The organism is Escherichia sp. 94.0001, assembly GCF_013369155.2.
Classification (GTDB): Bacteria; Pseudomonadota; Gammaproteobacteria; order Enterobacterales; family Enterobacteriaceae; genus Escherichia; species Escherichia coli_F.
The window spans coordinates 18,981-35,136 of sequence record NZ_JABWMS020000048.1 but is presented as its reverse complement, the minus strand read 5'-3'; the positions used below and the strand labels follow the sequence as shown (position 1 = coordinate 35,136).

The 16,156-nt window shown below is 51.4% G+C and carries 20 protein-coding genes; 13 read left to right on the top strand and 7 right to left on the bottom strand.

Annotation, left to right across the window (positions count from 1 at the left end; all coding sequences use genetic code 11):
* The first annotated feature begins 159 nt into the window (after window positions 1–159).
* The 10 genes from HEN33_RS18230 to HEN33_RS18185 all read left to right on the top strand — a co-directional run bounded on the left by HEN33_RS18230 (window position 160) and on the right by HEN33_RS18185 (window position 6,848).
* Window positions 160–324, top strand: a complete 165-nt coding sequence (locus HEN33_RS18230; RefSeq protein ID WP_157839308.1) for a hypothetical protein — start codon at window positions 160–162, stop codon at window positions 322–324.
* 518 nt (window positions 325–842) lie between these two features.
* A complete protein-coding gene (locus HEN33_RS18225; RefSeq protein ID WP_242460305.1) occupies window positions 843–1,220 on the top strand; it encodes a hypothetical protein in 378 nt (125 codons plus the stop codon).
* Window positions 1,221–1,647: 427 nt separating this feature from the next.
* The gene (locus HEN33_RS18220) at window positions 1,648–1,839 is read left to right on the top strand and encodes a helix-turn-helix domain-containing protein (protein ID WP_000999975.1); all 192 of its coding nucleotides are present in this window, start codon (window positions 1,648–1,650) and stop codon (window positions 1,837–1,839) included.
* A gap of 85 nt (window positions 1,840–1,924) precedes the next feature.
* The gene (locus HEN33_RS18215; protein ID WP_000274860.1) at window positions 1,925–2,236 is read left to right on the top strand and encodes a hypothetical protein; all 312 of its coding nucleotides are present in this window, start codon (window positions 1,925–1,927) and stop codon (window positions 2,234–2,236) included.
* 18 nt (window positions 2,237–2,254) lie between these two features.
* On the top strand, window positions 2,255–2,722 hold the full coding sequence (locus HEN33_RS18210) for a hypothetical protein (RefSeq protein ID WP_040080080.1): 468 nt from the start codon (window positions 2,255–2,257) through the stop codon (window positions 2,720–2,722).
* 3 nt (window positions 2,723–2,725) lie between these two features.
* A complete protein-coding gene (locus tag HEN33_RS18205) occupies window positions 2,726–3,076 on the top strand; it encodes a hypothetical protein (protein ID WP_040080079.1) in 351 nt (116 codons plus the stop codon).
* A 120-nt stretch (window positions 3,077–3,196) separates the two neighbouring features.
* The gene (locus tag HEN33_RS18200) at window positions 3,197–3,475 is read left to right on the top strand and encodes a hypothetical protein (RefSeq protein ID WP_040080078.1); all 279 of its coding nucleotides are present in this window, start codon (window positions 3,197–3,199) and stop codon (window positions 3,473–3,475) included.
* Window positions 3,476–3,553: 78 nt separating this feature from the next.
* Entirely contained in the window at window positions 3,554–3,955 is a 402-nt protein-coding gene (locus tag HEN33_RS18195) for a terminase small subunit-like protein (protein WP_040080077.1), read from the top strand.
* Complete coding sequence (locus tag HEN33_RS18190) at window positions 3,955–4,356, top strand: hypothetical protein (protein WP_040080076.1); 402 nt, start codon at window positions 3,955–3,957, stop codon at window positions 4,354–4,356. The genes HEN33_RS18195 and HEN33_RS18190 overlap by 1 nt, the downstream gene beginning before the upstream one ends.
* Before the next feature lie 311 nt (window positions 4,357–4,667).
* Window positions 4,668–6,848 carry a hypothetical protein gene (locus HEN33_RS18185; protein ID WP_176263490.1) on the top strand — a complete coding sequence of 727 codons (2,181 nt, stop codon included), beginning with the start codon at window positions 4,668–4,670 and terminating at the stop codon, window positions 6,846–6,848.
* Window positions 6,849–6,951: 103 nt separating this feature from the next.
* On the opposite strand, the gene HEN33_RS18180 is transcribed toward HEN33_RS18185, so the two are convergent.
* Window positions 6,952–7,176 carry a hypothetical protein gene (locus HEN33_RS18180; protein ID WP_124035695.1) on the bottom strand — a complete coding sequence of 75 codons (225 nt, stop codon included), beginning with the start codon at window positions 7,174–7,176 and terminating at the stop codon, window positions 6,952–6,954.
* A 282-nt stretch (window positions 7,177–7,458) separates the two neighbouring features.
* Between HEN33_RS18180 and HEN33_RS18175 the strand changes: the two genes are divergently transcribed.
* The 3 genes from HEN33_RS18175 to HEN33_RS18165 all read left to right on the top strand — a co-directional run bounded on the left by HEN33_RS18175 (window position 7,459) and on the right by HEN33_RS18165 (window position 8,754).
* Window positions 7,459–7,647: a hypothetical protein gene (locus HEN33_RS18175; protein WP_000679884.1), complete on the top strand. Its 189-nt coding sequence runs from the start codon at window positions 7,459–7,461 to the stop codon at window positions 7,645–7,647.
* A 19-nt stretch (window positions 7,648–7,666) separates the two neighbouring features.
* Window positions 7,667–7,903 (top strand): hypothetical protein, encoded by a 237-nt coding sequence (locus HEN33_RS18170; RefSeq protein WP_000361674.1) that lies wholly within the window; start codon window positions 7,667–7,669, stop codon window positions 7,901–7,903.
* Between the two features lie 140 nt (window positions 7,904–8,043).
* The gene (locus tag HEN33_RS18165) at window positions 8,044–8,754 is read left to right on the top strand and encodes a helix-turn-helix domain-containing protein (protein WP_000284685.1); all 711 of its coding nucleotides are present in this window, start codon (window positions 8,044–8,046) and stop codon (window positions 8,752–8,754) included.
* Between the two features lie 540 nt (window positions 8,755–9,294).
* On the opposite strand, the gene eutA is transcribed toward HEN33_RS18165, so the two are convergent.
* From eutA to eutN, 6 genes are all read right to left on the bottom strand, one after another.
* The gene (gene eutA / locus HEN33_RS18160) at window positions 9,295–10,698 is read right to left on the bottom strand and encodes an ethanolamine ammonia-lyase reactivating factor EutA (protein WP_032184843.1); all 1,404 of its coding nucleotides are present in this window, start codon (window positions 10,696–10,698) and stop codon (window positions 9,295–9,297) included.
* Window positions 10,695–11,921: an ethanolamine utilization protein EutH gene (eutH, locus tag HEN33_RS18155; RefSeq protein WP_000512386.1), complete on the bottom strand. Its 1,227-nt coding sequence runs from the start codon at window positions 11,919–11,921 to the stop codon at window positions 10,695–10,697. Before eutH ends, eutA begins: the two co-directional genes overlap by 4 nt.
* 416 nt (window positions 11,922–12,337) lie before the next feature.
* Window positions 12,338–13,525, bottom strand: coding sequence for an ethanolamine utilization ethanol dehydrogenase EutG (eutG, locus tag HEN33_RS18150; protein WP_176262694.1), 1,188 nt, complete (start codon window positions 13,523–13,525; stop codon window positions 12,338–12,340).
* The gene (gene eutJ, locus HEN33_RS18145; protein ID WP_176262695.1) at window positions 13,515–14,351 is read right to left on the bottom strand and encodes an ethanolamine utilization protein EutJ; all 837 of its coding nucleotides are present in this window, start codon (window positions 14,349–14,351) and stop codon (window positions 13,515–13,517) included. Before eutJ ends, eutG begins: the two co-directional genes overlap by 11 nt.
* 10 nt (window positions 14,352–14,361) lie before the next feature.
* Window positions 14,362–15,765 carry an aldehyde dehydrogenase family protein gene (locus HEN33_RS18140; RefSeq protein WP_088541224.1) on the bottom strand — a complete coding sequence of 468 codons (1,404 nt, stop codon included), beginning with the start codon at window positions 15,763–15,765 and terminating at the stop codon, window positions 14,362–14,364.
* Window positions 15,766–15,776: 11 nt separating this feature from the next.
* Window positions 15,777–16,064, bottom strand: a complete 288-nt coding sequence (gene eutN, locus HEN33_RS18135; protein ID WP_000762196.1) for an ethanolamine utilization microcompartment protein EutN — start codon at window positions 16,062–16,064, stop codon at window positions 15,777–15,779.
* Window positions 16,065–16,156: the final 92 nt, after the last annotated feature.

Sequence of the window (16,156 nt, the reverse complement as noted above, 5' to 3'; positions counted from 1 at the left end):
CCCGTTTTATTACATAACTGAAGAAAGCATTGCATTCCGGGAGCGTCCATATATGGTACCTAGAGCGTAGCGATAGGGACCATCCCCTGGTTTTAGTCTTTTGAAGTTAGTCTTTTAAGGGTGTTACCACATTTTGCGCGAAAATTTGAGGATACCATCATGCAAAGCCAATCAGAAAGCAAAGTAAGCCCTAAGCAAATTGCCGAAAAAATCCGTGAAATGCGCAAACCACACGCCCCTAAAGACAAAAAAGAGTGGCATGAGTGGATTACTCACCAATACGAATGGCGCATGATCCGCGAATGTCGCCGCTTCGCCTTCTAACGCACATCCCGTACTGATAAGCCTGTACACAAAGCGCCTGCATTGCCCTCGCAGGCGTTTTTATTTGTGCCGCCGGAAGAATTAACAACTTAGGCCATTGGCGAAAGTTAGATAAAATCAAGAACTTGCAGAAATGCAGGATGAAACAGCCGCCTCCCACCGGACAAGCCAGCCGTAACTCATTTTTGATTTACCAATAAAATCAATAAAGTCCAGATCGGACCATTCCCCAAAACTGGGGAGAGCAAACCACACGCAGATCCTGCTCATTGGCCCAAATCTGGACCAATCAACCACACGCAAATCCTGCCAGGCTATTTCGTCCCACCACATCACGTATTTGCACACTTTCCCCGCTGACGTGCTCATTTTGATAACGAGTCGCCCGCTAGCCCTTGCTGCATCACGTATTTGCACACTTTGACTAAATTAGCGACCTATCCGCGATGGCGATACGCTAGTTATGTAGAAAGTGTGCAATTACGGGCAACCATGCCGCTTACAAAGGAGTAGACACCATGAGAGATACAGACTGGTCATCTATCCCGTTCGATGATTTGCCACCGTGGCATCTGGATTGGGATGTGGACCAACGAAGTATTACCCCGCCACCAGCCGCGAAGCCAGACAATACAGCAGTTTTGCACACTTTAAGGAAGCCTAAGCGCTATCGTGTGCAAACGTTGATTGACCATCTGAAAACAGTTGGCGGTGCTTTTACCGGATCGCGTGATGCGTTAGCCAAAGCGTGCTGGCCTACTAAGACGCCCGGACGCCGTACACTGGCGGCGATGTTATCCGAACTGTCAGACAATGGTGACGCCGTAGTGATTAACCGTGGTCGTGCTGGCGTAGAAGTTATCCTGACGCTGAAGAACACGGTGAAGGCTGCGTAATTTAATCGCACATGAGCAAATGCATAGCCAAAAATTAAGGCCGTCAGAAGCGTTATATTGCGTTTAAATGGCATCGGACTTTAATTAATTTGATGTGGTGATTGCAGGCAAAAAAAAATCCCGCCGGAGAAAGCGGGGAAGTGAAATCAATCGTTGTAGTTATAGATCACATTTTGGAGTTGAGGATGGCTAATCCTCGCTAATATTATCGCGCCGTTATGTGAGGGGCGCAATTATTTCTTGCTAATTAAAAGTTTTGTAAATATTACAGAATATCCCTTTTCACTGTATGGTAAAAGATGTGAAGCAGTGACATGAGGAATATAATATTAAGTATCAACTGTGATGTTGGTCTTTAATTTCATTCAGGGCGCGGTGAGGGTTTTCTCCATATTTTTCCTCACCGCTACTTTTTCGAGGTGAGAACATGAATGATAGCGAATTAATGACGGTGAACGAGGTAGCCGCTTTATTCGGCGTTACCCGTCGCACGATATTCCGGTGGATGAATAAGATTAAAGGTTGGCCCGTTCCGGTTACTCCGGTCGGTGCGCGAATTAAGTTTATCCGATCTGAAATTATGGCGTTCTACTACAGCAAAGCGTCACGCAAAAATTAACCTGCAACAGCACACAATAAATTCTATTTTTCGCGTAGCAACGCATAAACAAGTATTTAAAAGCCACATTTAAGAGGAAATTACCATGTATCATCCAAATGACACTTACCTTAATTTGGTTGGCGATAATTACAAGCCTTCTACTGAAGCAATGGATAAAAAAGCGTTCGATAAAGCAATGAACGACGAAGCAGAACGCATCATTAATATGCTGCCAGCAGTCTTAACTGAGATTATTGATGAAGGCGCTTCCGTATTGTTTGACCAGATGCCGGAATGTATGAAAGGTGAAGATCCGGTCACTCACGACATCATCAACGAAAAACATATTCGCCGGATGCTTGCCGGGAAAATTTCAAATCGCCTGGGCCACGGTATGGGTTTTTTACAGAAATGAGATGAACGGAGATAAGAAATGACACGCAAAGAATATATTCGCCAGTTGGCACAGGAAATTATTCGCACGAATCAACCACTGATTGACCGTATTGTTAATCAGGAAGTGGACAAAATTAAAGCTCAATTAGCATCGCTCGCGCCGAACATGGCGGCAATGCGAAGCGAAATGTTGGCTGTAATGGGGTCAAATAGCTCTTTGGGCGTGTATCTGGCAAACGTCGATAAACTACAAGCCAATAAATCAGACATTGCCACAAACGCATTCACAGCGCCACAGCAGGCACCAAATCCGCGAGAATATTTCGGCAATGAGATCACTGATAGTTTTACCAGACAGTACTTCGATGGGGATGACGAGACGAATAAACGTATTAGCGAATACTTCGATGGCGATCCTGTATTCAACGCCGCTATTGATGAGTATTTCAATGGTCCCAAAGAATTTCGCGATCAGCTAGACAATTATTTTTATATGGGAGAATAACAAATGAGCTTTTTAGATATGGCCCGCCAGCGTATTGCTATGGCGGTTAAGGCAAACGAATCAGCAGCGGAACCGGATGATGCTGAACTGAAATTCAAAAAAGGCATGGCGCTTGTGTTAGAGAACATCGATAAGGTCGATGAAAAGTTATTACAGGAAATGATGGTTGTGCTGATGGACCAACTGGAACGCCGATTTGGTGGTAAACAGCAGGAACAGCCAGAAGAACAGCAACCCGCCGCCAACGCACAGCGCGGGCCTAAAACGCCGGATCTGGAATCTTATTTCTCCACGCCAGCTAATAAGCCAGGCAGTGGCAGTAAAATTCCCGACTTCAACAGCTATTTCGAATAGGTAAGAAAAAGCCCGGATCTACCGGGCCAACAACGCGAAATTGAGTTAACAGATTAAGCAATGAGTGTTTTAGCAATGTTTAAATCTGCTTCCCATTATACAGAGTGAGAGGAAATTGACATGTTAGCACTTCGGATCGCCACGGGGATGGCCCGCGTTATTACCCGCCAGGTAAATGAAATCCGTCATGCCAGCGGTGATATGCCGATGAAAAGGCAACAACTCCGGCTCTTTAGTGAACTAGTTTTCGGAACCTTTCATGATCTGCTTAAGCATATTGATGCCAAAGATGCGCCTCGTAATGCTGAAGAACGAGAGTTTATCAAGCGCCTGCGGATGATTGAACGCGATCTACACAGCCAGTTAGCAAGCATCGACGCAGACGTAGGCGAGGGTTAAATGATGGTGATTCGGGGGTAATTCGGGGGTAATTCGCTATCAATTCGCTATCAATTCGCTATCAATTCGGGGGTAATTATGGAGGGTGATGGTAAAGAAATCAATAAGTTGCCTGTTAATGTCACCAGTTTAAGCAGAAAAAGCGCTAAGTATGGGGTCGCTATCGCTGAAGAAATCTGCTTGCTGGTAGCTGAAGGCCATAGTCTCAGAGAGATTGGCAACATGCCTGACATGCCGAGCTTCAGAACAATCTGCCGCTGGCAATATGAGCATCCAGACTTTCGTGAGCATATCGGCATATTTAAGTGGATTCACGCCCAGGACGCAGCGGAGCAGGCTGTAGAGGCTATCAGGAATGTAGAGCTGGACGCAGAAGACGCAGGGCTTAGGCTAAGGAAGGCGGAGGCGCTTGCCCGGACGTTACTGGGTCGCGCTAAGTTATTAGAGAGCAAGAACAATCCGTTCAAAGGAGAAGAATAATGAGCTTTTTAAACAGAAAACCAGAGCAGAGCAAAGAGGCAAAATTATTCTCCCGCCAGGGCAAATCCAGCCTGGGAATTTGGGAGCGTCCTGTTTCAACATGGTCAGAAGCCGAGATTCAGGAATACCGAGAAGCCTGGCTGGACGCACATGCCGAATGTTATCACGTCAGTGAGGTAACGGACTTTCGCGATAATCTGATCTTCTTCGTTGAAGATGGGGAACTGATTATCGAACGCGTGGCAGAGCCTGCCGGGCTATTCCTCGCCTACGACGACGATCCTGTTTTTGGCTTCGATCTGCGTCCATATCGTGAGCAGGGCTTGCCGCTGCCGGAAGAGTACCGGATTGGTTATCGTCGCAATGAAGGTGCCTGGCCGATGGGTGAGCCTCGCAAGTAATTCACCGCTACGTCAGGGCGATGACTGGCGGAATATATCCACAGTGCGTGTAACGTACATTACGTTAAAAACGACATGGACATATATCAGTACTGATTTTACTGGAAAAACTGGATTTTTAGTATCAATACCAAAGAAGTATGGCTAATGCAGCTTTATAAGCCATTGATTCTATTAAGCGATGTTTTTTGTGATTGGTTGAAGCAAACCGGAACACGAAGACAGTGAAGCGGCAATAAACTGTTTCAATGTGAAATTATCAGAGTAAACAACAATTTTGGAGGTGTCCGCACAACGCGGATAGCAATATCATGAGTAGAAATCTTGGGACCATATACTACGAGGTCGACGCCCGTACAGGGAAGCTATTAACAGCAGGGAAACAAGCTGACGACGCATTCGATCGTATAGAGCGCGGGGCAATGAAAGCTGATAGCGGCGTCAAAAAGTTAAATACGCAGTTAACTAAAACGTCAGCAGCAGTAAAAACCAACCTTTCCCCGGCAATCCGTAACGCATCATACCAGATAGCAGACCTTGCTACACAACTTCAGATGGGCGGCAATGCACTCCAGGCGTTCGCCGTACAGGGCGCTCAGTTATTAGCTGGTTTCGGTACTATGGGCGCTGTAGCGGGCGCGGTGCTGGCTATCGCTGGCGCTATGGGTGGAAGCCTATCGCAAGGCGCTGATAGTGCAGCCGGATCAATTGAGTACCTGGATAAAGCGATAACCAAGCTAAACGACGTCATCGCTGTAAATGAGCAGGGCGTGACGGTGATGACTGATAGTTACGCCAATCTTTCTAAGGTTAACGCTGAAGTAGCGAAACAGATGCGGAACATGGCTGAGATCCAGGCTATTGCAGCACTGCGTGACCTGAAAGAGCAGACAGGACAGGCGCAGGGGGAAATGTCATCATTCTGGCGCAGCTTGCAGGGTGGTAAAGCTGACGCACAAGCGGCAGCGCAGGCACTTGATGACCTGGGAATCACAACCAACGACTACAAAGAGGCGATAGCCATACTTAACGCCAACCAGCCCACCACACAGGCGCAGATGGCAACGCTGGCTAAGTCCGTGATGTACATAGGCGAGGAATACAACCTGACAAACCAGCAAGCCTACGAGTTCATCCGAGCACTAAATAGGGCCGCGACAACGAGAACGCCGGAAGCCATGCAGGAACTATCGGGCTTCATGCAGGTATTGCTACAGGACACAGAAAACGGTAACGAGGCATTCCGTGAACTGGCTATCAAATTCGTCGATGCACAAACCAAAGGCGCAATGCTGGAAGACCAACTAAACCGACTGAAAGGCGCTATCAGTGACGCAGCAACAGAAGCCAGAAACGCCAACTTTACCAGTATGCTCGACACCGTCGCCGCACGCCTGGCAACCATAGAACAAGGTTGGGAAGCAGGTGTACGAATGCAGATGAAAGCCCAGGGCTACACCGAAGAGCAGATTGATGAATATGTAAACATGGAAACGGCATACCGTGATGCAAAAGCCGCCCTGGAAGAGAAGAACAGAGCAGACCGTGAAGCCATTGCGCTATCCAAACGCCAGGCCGCAGAAGCTGCCCGTAAAGCAAAACAGGAAGAGGCAGAGGCACAACGTAAGGCTAAGCAGTTAGCAGCGCAGAAAGAACAGGCCGGACGCTTTACGCAGCAGGTAATGACCGAATATCAAACGACCGTGGATCCGGCAACAGGCCAGGCATTGAATCCGGCGGCACAAGTAGAAATGCAGGAACAGCAGAAGAAAGCGGCGCTGGATAAATACAGACAATTGGGTGTATTGGATGAGCAGCAGTACCAGAACACGTTAACCGCCATCCAGAAAACCGCGTCAATGCGCCGCCAGCAAATCATCAAAGACGAGGCTGACACGTTATTCAACAATCAGCAGCAGTTGATCGGCACATTTGGCGATTTCTTCGGTGAACTGTCTGGAGTCATAGCAGACGGCGCGGGTGAGCAAAATGCGGCATATCAAGCGCTATTTGCTGTGCAGAAGGGGTTTGTATTGGCGTCGGCAGCTTTAAGCCTTCAGAAAGCGCTTGCTGAGGCAAACGCCTTGCCCTTCCCGGCTAATCTTCCGGCCTATGCGCAAGCTATGTCAGCGGGTACGCAGATCATTTCAGCCATTCGCGGGATAGCTTTCGGTGGCGGACGCTACAACGGCGGCGCGGTTGGTGCTGGCAACCTGTACCGCGTGGGTGAACACGGTAAGCCTGAGATATTCAAGGCGAACAATGGCAGCCAGTACATGATCCCAGGTGATAACGGTCGCATTATTCCGGGCCGCGATATTGGCGGCGGTTGCGGCATCACGCTGAACGTGACAAACAACATACAGGCCAATAACGGCTGGACCGAGCAAGACAGCAAAGCGTTGCAGCAGACGATTGAGAATACAGCGATGCGGTTGATGCAAAGAGAGTCAACCAGGCCCGGCGGAATGCTCCAGGGCCGCCGCCGTTAACCAATCCCCACGCCAGGGGGATAGACTGGCGGCCTTCAAACACCCCGATTCAGGGTATTTAAACGTCGCGTTTCACGACATTTATCTAAGTCATTGATTTATATTATAACTCATAATTGAGTTGCGCCGACCATCCCGCCACAAACGCCGCTACGCAAAAATCCCTCACAACTACCCTGCTAATTTTCCAGATTTCACGTACACGCGCATGAACGGTATTTCTAAAGCCTGCCAGAAATATAGGTGTCCAATGTGGACTTCGAACCTGGCAAACAAGCGATTGAAATACACTGATTAATTGAAGTGGTGAGAATTTTTTACCCGCCATTTAATCCATCCTGGCGGGATTTTCTCCAGAGAACGCCAAAAACAAAGGGGCCAACAACCACGCCAGCCCCTTTAACCTTCCTCACAATCCCCGCTGGCATTATAACCGCCATTCCCTGGTTTCATCATTTATTGACTAACCTTCCATTTGTAGACAAATCCCATCACACATAAATCATCAACCAATAAATTGACCTAAATCATTTTATCAGTCGCTTAACCAGGTGTATTTTGTAGTCAAACAAGGGGTGACAAGGTTTAGCAACAAATATGAGGTGAAATCATGAAACACGATAGAGCGGAAATTATCTTCGATATGGTGCGTGAAAGAGTGTGCGCTATGGATACTAAGATTGCGCTGATAAGAGCGGGCGTGCCAGTCACCGCACAAGAACTGATGGCAATCATAGAAAAACGCGAATATGAACTAAGCAAAGCCAAAAGAGCGTTTGCCTTAATGTACGCAAAATAAACACACAGGAGATTAAATAATGGATAAGACAGCAACAATACTTATTAACCGTGAGCAAGTGCAAAAAATGTTAGGCGGGCTTAGTAAGTCCTCATTTTTCAAACTGGTCAGGAAGTGGAAAGATGCTGGAACTCCTTTCCCGGATCCGGTTGAGGGAATGCCAGCACTGAAGCACGGAGGTTTCTTGTATCGCTATCAGGATGTGATGAAATTCTTTAAATCAATTGGACTGCTTTCTGACAGCGATAACCAGTAATCATCTAACTTGCTAAGACCCGGCCCAGCGCCGGGTTTTTTGATCCCTATCAACTTCCCCATCAAAGCCACTACCCACCCCGCCATTTTGTTGATAAATTAGAAAGCAAGAGGTTTAGCGACAAATTAAAGGGGTGAACAATGTATCAGCCAATGACTTTACCGGATCTGCTATTTGCCGCCGCCGACCGCGCGGGCTATGTCAACAGTAGCGGCAAACTGAAACGCAAGGAGTTAGCTGATGCTCTCGGTATCGGTGAGCAGGCGCTTAACAGCTACATGAAAGGTAGCCGGGATGTTAGCACAGAACAACTAAATAACATGCTGACATTGCTTGGCGTGTACGGCATCGCACCATTCAAGGGCAATCAATGGATGGCGCTGGACGTGGATTATAAAGCGCGTAGCGACGAAATTGTTAGTAACAAGATGATTACGCTTGAACGTGACAACCAGCAAAAGGCACAGCAGATCGCAGCACTGAAAGCTGAGATTAATATGTTGAAAAAACAGTTAAGCAACAAAACAGATACCGGAGACAAACAACCTATAACTGACTTAAGCAACAAAAGCGATAGCGTAGAAAAACCAGCTAAACAACAAAAAGCGGCTGGCGGACGTCCGGCAAAATTCAAAGTAGAACAGCTTGAGCAATGGCTTAAGGAACAAGGCGGATATAAGGGGACTATCGACGAGTTGGCGCTACATGCGTTCGGCAAGGTCGGCAAAGATGGTAAGCTACATGGCGCACCTGGTCGCCACTGGATGTACAAGGCGTTAGCAAAGCTGGAGGATGAAGGGAAGATCGTCAAAGAGGCAGCGACAAGGAGCGGGATTAATATTGTTGCTTAACCCTTAAAGTCAACGATTAGCTACAAAACACACCATCAAACGAAGCCCGTCCTCGCGCCGGGTTTTTATGCCATCATTATTAAATCTATTAATAATCATCAAACCATAATTAGTACAACTTATAATCGAACAAAAATCACACAAATCCGATAATGATTTTTTCTGGTTATACTTATCTAAAAAAGTGGTATAGGAAGTAACTTATTATTTTGTAAGGACAAATTTATTGCGTGGTCAGATGAACAGGCTTGCGCACCTCCCGAAAAACACGCGAAAATCAAAGTGTTCTTTCTTTTTTTGTTTTTTATTTTTTTATTTTCTCTTTTTCTTCTCTTTCCGGTTCTCTTCTTTTTCTGGTTTTGGTTTTTTCCTTTTTTATTTTTATTCTTTCTTCAGGGTTGTGCTAAAACACACCAAAACATTTTCGCCACAAAAGCGTTAATTTCATCCTGCCAGACCATTCACTTTCACCGGATACACAGCCGGATATAATCCCGCTAACACCCCGCCACCCAGCATCACGCCTGATAACTACCGTATTCAGGAAGGAAATGCGAGTGATTTCACCGTCACCGGCACAACCGATCCGCCAAAAAGAGGCGTACCAATGTCGATATAGTCCCCCGCGCGGACAATCACTTCGTCAATGACTGCCAACGGGAGTTGTTGTAGCTGTGGGCGCAACAACATGCCCAGAGCTTTACCAAAGTCCTGCCCGGCCACCACCAGCAGGGGATGCGGATTCGGAAAACGCGCGACGAAATCGACCAGCGCGTTGATGACCGTCAGTACCGCGGCGTAACGCACAGGCAGCGAGGCGGGAAGCGCCAGCACGTACGCGTCAGTTTTGGGGCAAAGATCCAGCTGAATCAGCGCCTGTTGCCAGGCACTCACCAGATCCGTTTCATCAATTGGGATCGCCACCGGCAAATTGCGCAGCGGCAGTTGTACCCCCTCCAGCCAGATTGTGCTGCCAGAGAGCGAAAGGGTATGTGCTCCCGCGCCAATCACCGTGGCGCGTACGGTTTGCGCCGGAAACTGCACGTTCATCTCACGCAGGCGCGGATGATCATGCAGCGCCGTTGCCAGAAGCGGGCCAATATCGGCAAAACAGAACGGGTCGGCGGGCTGGTGGCGATAACATTCGCCCACGCCGCCAGAAAGCGTAATGATTTCGGGCGTAACACCTGCGGGCAGCAAACCGGTTTGCATCAATGCCTGCGCGAGCGGCGAGAGCGTTCCGTCAATCACTTCGACAATCAGTTCCGCCATCCGCCGGGTAACCTGCACCAGCTGCGCGCCGGTCAGCGAACGGGCGTCAGTGCCTGCACCGAAGCACTCATCCACTATCATCTGCCCCGGTTTATGAGCGTAAACCACGCGCCCCTGGCTGTCGGTTTCCAGCAGGCGACCGCCGACGTTGAGGCAAGCGGTGCCGCTGATTTTTCCGGCATCGAACAGGGCGTAGTTCGCGGTGCCACCGCCAATATCGATATTCAGTACCCGACACAGCCGTTGTTCAGAAAGGGTTTGCGCCCCGGCACCGTGACCGGCGATCACGGATTCGAGATGCGGCCCGGCGCTGGCGACGACAAAATCGCCAAGCGACTGGGAGAGCGTCATCACCGCCGGGCGAGCATTGCGGGTTTTCGCGCTTTCACCGGTGATGATGATGGCACCAGAATCAACGCTTTCCGGCGCAATGCCCGCAGCCTGATATTGCTCGAGGATTAAGGATTTCAGTTCCGCTTCTTTTAAACCGCCCTGTTTATCGACAGGGGTAAAGAACACCGGGCTTTGCCAGCTAATTTCGCGTTTGATGAATTCGTAGCGCGGCACCTGCGACACCGCCGCACGGTTGACCAGCTCCAGGTGGGAGAAGATCACCTGGGTGGTGGTAGTGCCAATATCGATACCGACGCTCAGTAGCTGGCGAGTGTTCACGATTGTGCCTCCGCTTCGGTTTTAGCCGCGGTCGCGTCTTCTTTTGGCACCAGCATCATCGCCACGCCAATCGCCGTAACGCCGCCGATCAATTTGCCGACAATCATCGGGAAGATCATGGCGTTCATGTTGGCAGCGGCGAAGCCTAAGTGGTCACCCAGGGCGAAAGCAGCGGAAACGGCGAAGGCACAGTTGATCACTTTGCCGCGGGTATCCATCTGCTTCATCATGCCGAACATCGGGATATTGTTGGCAAGGGTTGCGACCATGCCAGCTGCCGCGATATTGTTCATATTCAGCACTTTACCGACGCTCATCAGCGGTTTTTCAAACCAGCGGGTCAGCAGCAGCACCATCGGATACGCCCCTAACAGAACGCAGGAGATAGAACCGATAACTTCAATGGCGCGCATCACTTCACCGGGTTTGTCGCCTGGAGCCATGAAGATCGGATCCAGACCGGGGATCAGTTCCCAACCGAGCAGGAATTTCACTACCGCAGCGGCAAGACCGAGGGTGATCAATGCAACGAGGAATTTGGCGAAGATCTGGAAGCCGTTGATCATTTTTTCCGGGATGAATTTCAGCCCCAGCGCCACCAGCACCGCAACGATAAGTACCGGGATCATATTCATCAGGATAAGCGCAAAGGTGAATTCCACCGGCTGCCCGTTGATCTGCACACCGGAATACATAGCTACCAGACCACCGGCAATACAGCCAATGGGAATGGTCACAATGCCCGCCAGCACGCCGAGCGCCAGATAACGACGGTCAGAAGGTTCGATAATGCCGAGCGCCACCGGAATGGAAAACACAATCGTTGGCCCCATCATCGATCCAAGAATTAACCCAGAGTATAGCCACGCTGCCACATCGCCGCCCGCCAGCTCTTTCGCGAGGAAGAAGCCGCCCATGTCGCACGCCAGCAGTGTTCCAGCGAACATTGACGGGTTTGCGCCGAGCATTTCGTAAACCGGGATAATCACCGGCCCAAGTACGTGGGCCAATACTGGTGCCAGTGCGGTCATACCGACCATCGCCAGGCCCAGTGCGCCCATTGCCATAAAGCCTTCTTCGAACTGGCCGCCCGATCCTTCGATACTTTTACCAAACTTACCGAGGAAACGAGCCGAACCGCCGAACTGCGACAAGATCCTGTCTACGGCAGCTATCAGCATAAAGAACATCATGATGTACATGATGATTTCGTTAATTCCCATCGCCTTTACTCCCTGTTAGTTGTAATTAATTGCCGGATGCGGCGTAAACGCCTTATCCGCCCTACATGTGCAATCCCGAAGGCCGGATAAGACGCGGCAAGCGTCGCATCCGGCAATTGCACCGCGCCACTGGCGGATGCGGCGTGAACGCTTTATCCGCTCTACATGTGCAATCCCCCAGGTCGGATAAGACGCGACAGGCGTCGCATCCGGCACTTGCACCGCGCCATTGGCGGATGCGGCGTGAACACCTTATCCGCCCTACATGTGTAATCCCCCAGGTCGGATAAGACGCGGCAAGCGTCGCATCCGGCACTTGCACCGCGCCATTGGCGGATGCGGCGTGAACGCCTTATCCGCCCTACATGTGCAATCCCCCAGGTCGGATAAGACGCGACAGGCGTCGCATCCGGCATTTATTGCGCCGCTGCGTACAAGCCGACAATCTGCTCCAGGCTGGCGGTACGCGGGTTGCTGCGCAGACAAATATCTTCCAGCGCGGCCTGCGCCCATGCGCCGTAATGCGCAGATGCCGCACCAACATCGCCCAGTCGTTTACCAATCCCGACTTCCGCAATCAGCTCACTTACCGCGTTAATAGCGTCACGATCGTCGGATTTTTTAGTTCGCAGCGCCCGACCAATCTGACTAAACCGTTCGCGACAGACCATCCGGTTAAACTCCATCACCGTGGGCAGCAGCATGGCGTTCGCCAGACCGTGCGGAATATGCAGCGCCGCCCCCGGCTGATGCGCCATCGCGTGACATAACCCAAGTCCGGCACTGGAAAATGCCATTCCCGCCATGCATGAAGCCAGCAACATACTCTCGCGCGCGGCAAGGTCATGACCGTAACCCACTGCTTTCGGCAGTGATTTACCAATCATCGCAATTGCGCCAATCGCCAGGCTGTCTGTAAACGGTGTAGCGTTCAGCGCGCTGTACGCTTCAATGGCATGAGTTAACGCGTCGATACCGGTCATTGCCGTGACATGCGACGGCACACCTTCGGTCAGCGCGGCGTCGAGAATCGCCACATCCGGCATCAACGAGGCATGTGCTAACACCTGCTTGCGCCCGCTCACCGCGTCGATAATCACCGTTACATTGGTGGTTTCAGAGCCGGTTCCGGCGGTAGTTGGAATGGCAATCAACGGCAGGCGCGGTTGCAGAACGCTGGTTTCTGACATTTCTGCCAGCGTGCTATCGGGATTCGTTACCAGCAACGCCACGGCTTTTGCCGCATCCAGCACCGAGCCACCGCCAAACGCGATCACCCCATCACAGCCTGATTCACGCAACTGCGCCACGGCGGCACACACGTCAGTGATGCACGGTTCGCCCACCGGACATGGCCAGAGCGTCATGGCGATACCTTTAACGGCCAGGCTACGCGTCAGCCCGGCAGTCATCCCTGCCTGATGCAAAAAGCTGTCTGCCATCACGAACAGATGTTTCAGCCCACGCGTTTGCGCTTGCTGTCCGCAACTGCTCACCGCGCCCGGACCGCAAAGCGTCATCGGTGGAACGCTAAATGTTTTTACCCGTTGCAGATTCAGGGTATCGAACGCCTGAAAGAGCGCGGTCTGCAATTCATTTTGCATAGATCCCCTCCGCTTTCTCTCGCCCGCTACTGGCGATCGCCAGCGGGGTCATAAACAAACTGTGCTGCGGTAGATGCACCTGTAACGCCGGGAATTGTTTGCAAAACAGTTCCGCCACGCCCGGTTGCATACAGGAGCCGCCCGCCAGCCATAAATCAGTAATGCCCTGCCCTTCAATATGCCGGGCAACAATGTCCGCCATTTTTTCGTACACCGGCTTCACCGCAGGCCAAATCTCGTCACCGTGACCGCGCTTGTACTGCTCTGCCTCTTCCAGCGAAATACGGCGATTTCCGGCGAGAGTCAGAGAAATGTGATGTCCGCCGGTCGCTTCATCCGCTGAATAAGTCACCTTGCCCTTTTTCACGATGGCAATTCCGGTAGTGCCGCCGCCAATATCCACTACACCGGCGTTGTCCAGTTGCAGTAGATCCGCGACTGCGGTTGGCTCATCCAGCACATGGCTCACTTCCAGCCCGGCAGACTCCAGCACGTCGATGGAAATACGCGGGTCCGTACCAGGAGGAAATGAGGTCGCCGCATGGCTAAAACGGCGACCAAATTGCTGCTCAAGGGTATCGAGATGGCGACGAACAATGGTGACAGCACCGAAGAAATCCCAGACGATGCCGTCGCGGACCACATCGGCCCAGTCGAGGCATACCGCCACCGGCTGACCGTCGCCGTCGACAACCATCGACACCACATCGCAGGTGCCCAGATCCACCCCCAGCCACAGCGGAGATTCCGACGCGGCGGGCGTCTGGTTACACAGCGTTGCCGCCGTTTGCAGCCGCGGGGTAAGCCATTGTTCGTCGTGCGCCATCGGTTACTCCTTAAACAATGCGAAACGCATCGACTAATACACAGCGACGCAGACGGACAAACGTACGCGCGCTGGTTACCCCTTCACCGGTTGGCGTAGTGATGGTCATCGTGGTCCAGCCTTCCCCGCCCAGCCCCAGCCCGGCAATGCACGGTCCGTTCTTAACGAAAATACTGGTATCAATGGCGTTCGCCATTTGGTTCATGTTCTCGATATTGCGCGAGTGCATTGCCGCCGTGTGGTGGCAACCGCCTTCCAGTTTCACCGCCAGCGCAATGGCATCCGCCACGTTGGCGACGCGCACGACCGGCAGCACTGGCATCATCAGTTCGGTCACGGCAAACGGATGTTCTGCGGGGGTTTCTACAAACAGCAAGCGCGTTTCTTGCGGCACGTTCAGGCCGATTGCCGCCGCGATTTTCGCCGCATCGCGACCCACCCAGTCACGGCTGACGGTGCCTTTTCCGCACTCATCGATATTTTTCAGCAACACCGGTTGTAACTGCTGTGCCTGTTCTGCGGTCAGTTTCACCGCATGCTGGCCTTCCATCAGACGCATTAGTTCATCGGCTACGCTATCAACAACAATCAGCACCTTTTCATCGGCACAAATGATGTTGTTATCGAAAGAAGCGCCTTTGACGATAGACTGAGCGGCACGGGCGAGGTCGGCGGTTTCATCCACCACCACCGGCGGGTTGCCAGCACCTGCGGCAATCAGACGTTTATTGGTGTGTTTGCGCGCCGCTTCCACCACCGCTTCGCCGCCGGTCACCACCAACAGACCGATGCCCGGAAACTTGAATAAGCGTTGCGCGGTTTCGATATCTGGATTTGCCACAGTAACCAGTAAGTTTTCCGGCCCGCCTGCGGCAACAATCGCCTGGTTGAGCAACGTAATAGCCCGTTGAGAGACTTTTTTCGCCGCCGGATGCGGGGCAAAAATGACGCTGTTGCCCGCGGCAATCAGGCTGATGGCGTTATTAATTACGGTTGCCGCCGGGTTAGTGGAAGGCGTCACCGAAGCCACCACGCCCCAGGGCGCGTTTTCAATTAAAGTCAGGCCGTTGTCACCGGTCAGCACCTGTGGAGAGAGGCACTCAACGCCTGGCGTACCGCGTGCCTGAGCGACGTTTTTGGCAAATTTATCTTCTACGCGGCCCATACCCGTTTCACTGACGGCAAGTTCCGCTAAATCTCTGGCGTGTTTTTCGCCTGCTTCACGAATAGCAGCAATGGCTAACTGGCGCATTGCCACGCTTTTTAACCCTTGCTGGGCAATTTTGGCCGCCGCAACGGCGTCATCCAGGGAAGCAAAAACGCCCATCTCATGAACGGCGGCGGGCGACGTGTCACTGCTTTGCATTTTCAGCAGTACCGCTTTCACCACCTGTTCAATATCCTGTTGATTCATGATGTTCTGCCTTATTTGTGGAAAATTACCTGACCGCCAGAGACCACCTCATCGACAATGCCAATTACGCACAGATCGACCGGTGACGTTTCGCTTTTATGCGCCTGGCGGGCGGAACTGCCACTCACCAGCAACACCCACTCCCCGGTTCCCGCGCCAATATTGTCGATGGCGACAGCACATTGCCCATCAGGATTACCTTGTGGATCAATCATTTCCACCATCAGCAATTTGTCATGCGCCAGTCCGTGATGGCGTACGGTACAAACAATTTGTCCTGTGACGACTGCCAGTTTCATACCCGCCTCCGTGGCGTATTTCAGGTAAAAACTCCCCCTACCCTCCGCGGAAGGTAAAAGAAAAAGGAGAGAGCGTGACGCCCGGATCGACG

Bases quoted from the DNA above. Each gene is read 5' to 3' on its own strand.
- HEN33_RS18230 (WP_157839308.1), top strand. From the start codon at position 160: ATGCAAAGCCAATCAGAAAGCAAAGTAAGCCCTAAGCAAATTGCCGAA.
- eutJ (WP_176262695.1), bottom strand. From the start codon at position 14,351: ATGGCGCACGACGAACAATGGCTTACCCCGCGGCTGCAAACGGCGGCA.
- HEN33_RS18185 (WP_176263490.1), top strand. From the start codon at position 4,668: ATGAGTAGAAATCTTGGGACCATATACTACGAGGTCGACGCCCGTACA.
- HEN33_RS18225 (WP_242460305.1), top strand. From the start codon at position 843: ATGAGAGATACAGACTGGTCATCTATCCCGTTCGATGATTTGCCACCG.
- HEN33_RS18215 (WP_000274860.1), top strand. From the start codon at position 1,925: ATGTATCATCCAAATGACACTTACCTTAATTTGGTTGGCGATAATTAC.
- HEN33_RS18210 (WP_040080080.1), top strand. From the start codon at position 2,255: ATGACACGCAAAGAATATATTCGCCAGTTGGCACAGGAAATTATTCGC.
- HEN33_RS18195 (WP_040080077.1), top strand. From the start codon at position 3,554: ATGGAGGGTGATGGTAAAGAAATCAATAAGTTGCCTGTTAATGTCACC.
- HEN33_RS18180 (WP_124035695.1), bottom strand. From the start codon at position 7,176: ATGGCGGGTAAAAAATTCTCACCACTTCAATTAATCAGTGTATTTCAA.
- eutH (WP_000512386.1), bottom strand. From the start codon at position 11,921: ATGGGAATTAACGAAATCATCATGTACATCATGATGTTCTTTATGCTG.
- HEN33_RS18205 (WP_040080079.1), top strand. From the start codon at position 2,726: ATGAGCTTTTTAGATATGGCCCGCCAGCGTATTGCTATGGCGGTTAAG.
- HEN33_RS18170 (WP_000361674.1), top strand. From the start codon at position 7,667: ATGGATAAGACAGCAACAATACTTATTAACCGTGAGCAAGTGCAAAAA.
- HEN33_RS18190 (WP_040080076.1), top strand. From the start codon at position 3,955: ATGAGCTTTTTAAACAGAAAACCAGAGCAGAGCAAAGAGGCAAAATTA.
- HEN33_RS18220 (WP_000999975.1), top strand. From the start codon at position 1,648: ATGAATGATAGCGAATTAATGACGGTGAACGAGGTAGCCGCTTTATTC.
- HEN33_RS18200 (WP_040080078.1), top strand. From the start codon at position 3,197: ATGTTAGCACTTCGGATCGCCACGGGGATGGCCCGCGTTATTACCCGC.
- eutN (WP_000762196.1), bottom strand. From the start codon at position 16,064: ATGAAACTGGCAGTCGTCACAGGACAAATTGTTTGTACCGTACGCCAT.
- HEN33_RS18165 (WP_000284685.1), top strand. From the start codon at position 8,044: ATGTATCAGCCAATGACTTTACCGGATCTGCTATTTGCCGCCGCCGAC.
- eutG (WP_176262694.1), bottom strand. From the start codon at position 13,525: ATGCAAAATGAATTGCAGACCGCGCTCTTTCAGGCGTTCGATACCCTG.
- HEN33_RS18175 (WP_000679884.1), top strand. From the start codon at position 7,459: ATGAAACACGATAGAGCGGAAATTATCTTCGATATGGTGCGTGAAAGA.
- HEN33_RS18140 (WP_088541224.1), bottom strand. From the start codon at position 15,765: ATGAATCAACAGGATATTGAACAGGTGGTGAAAGCGGTACTGCTGAAA.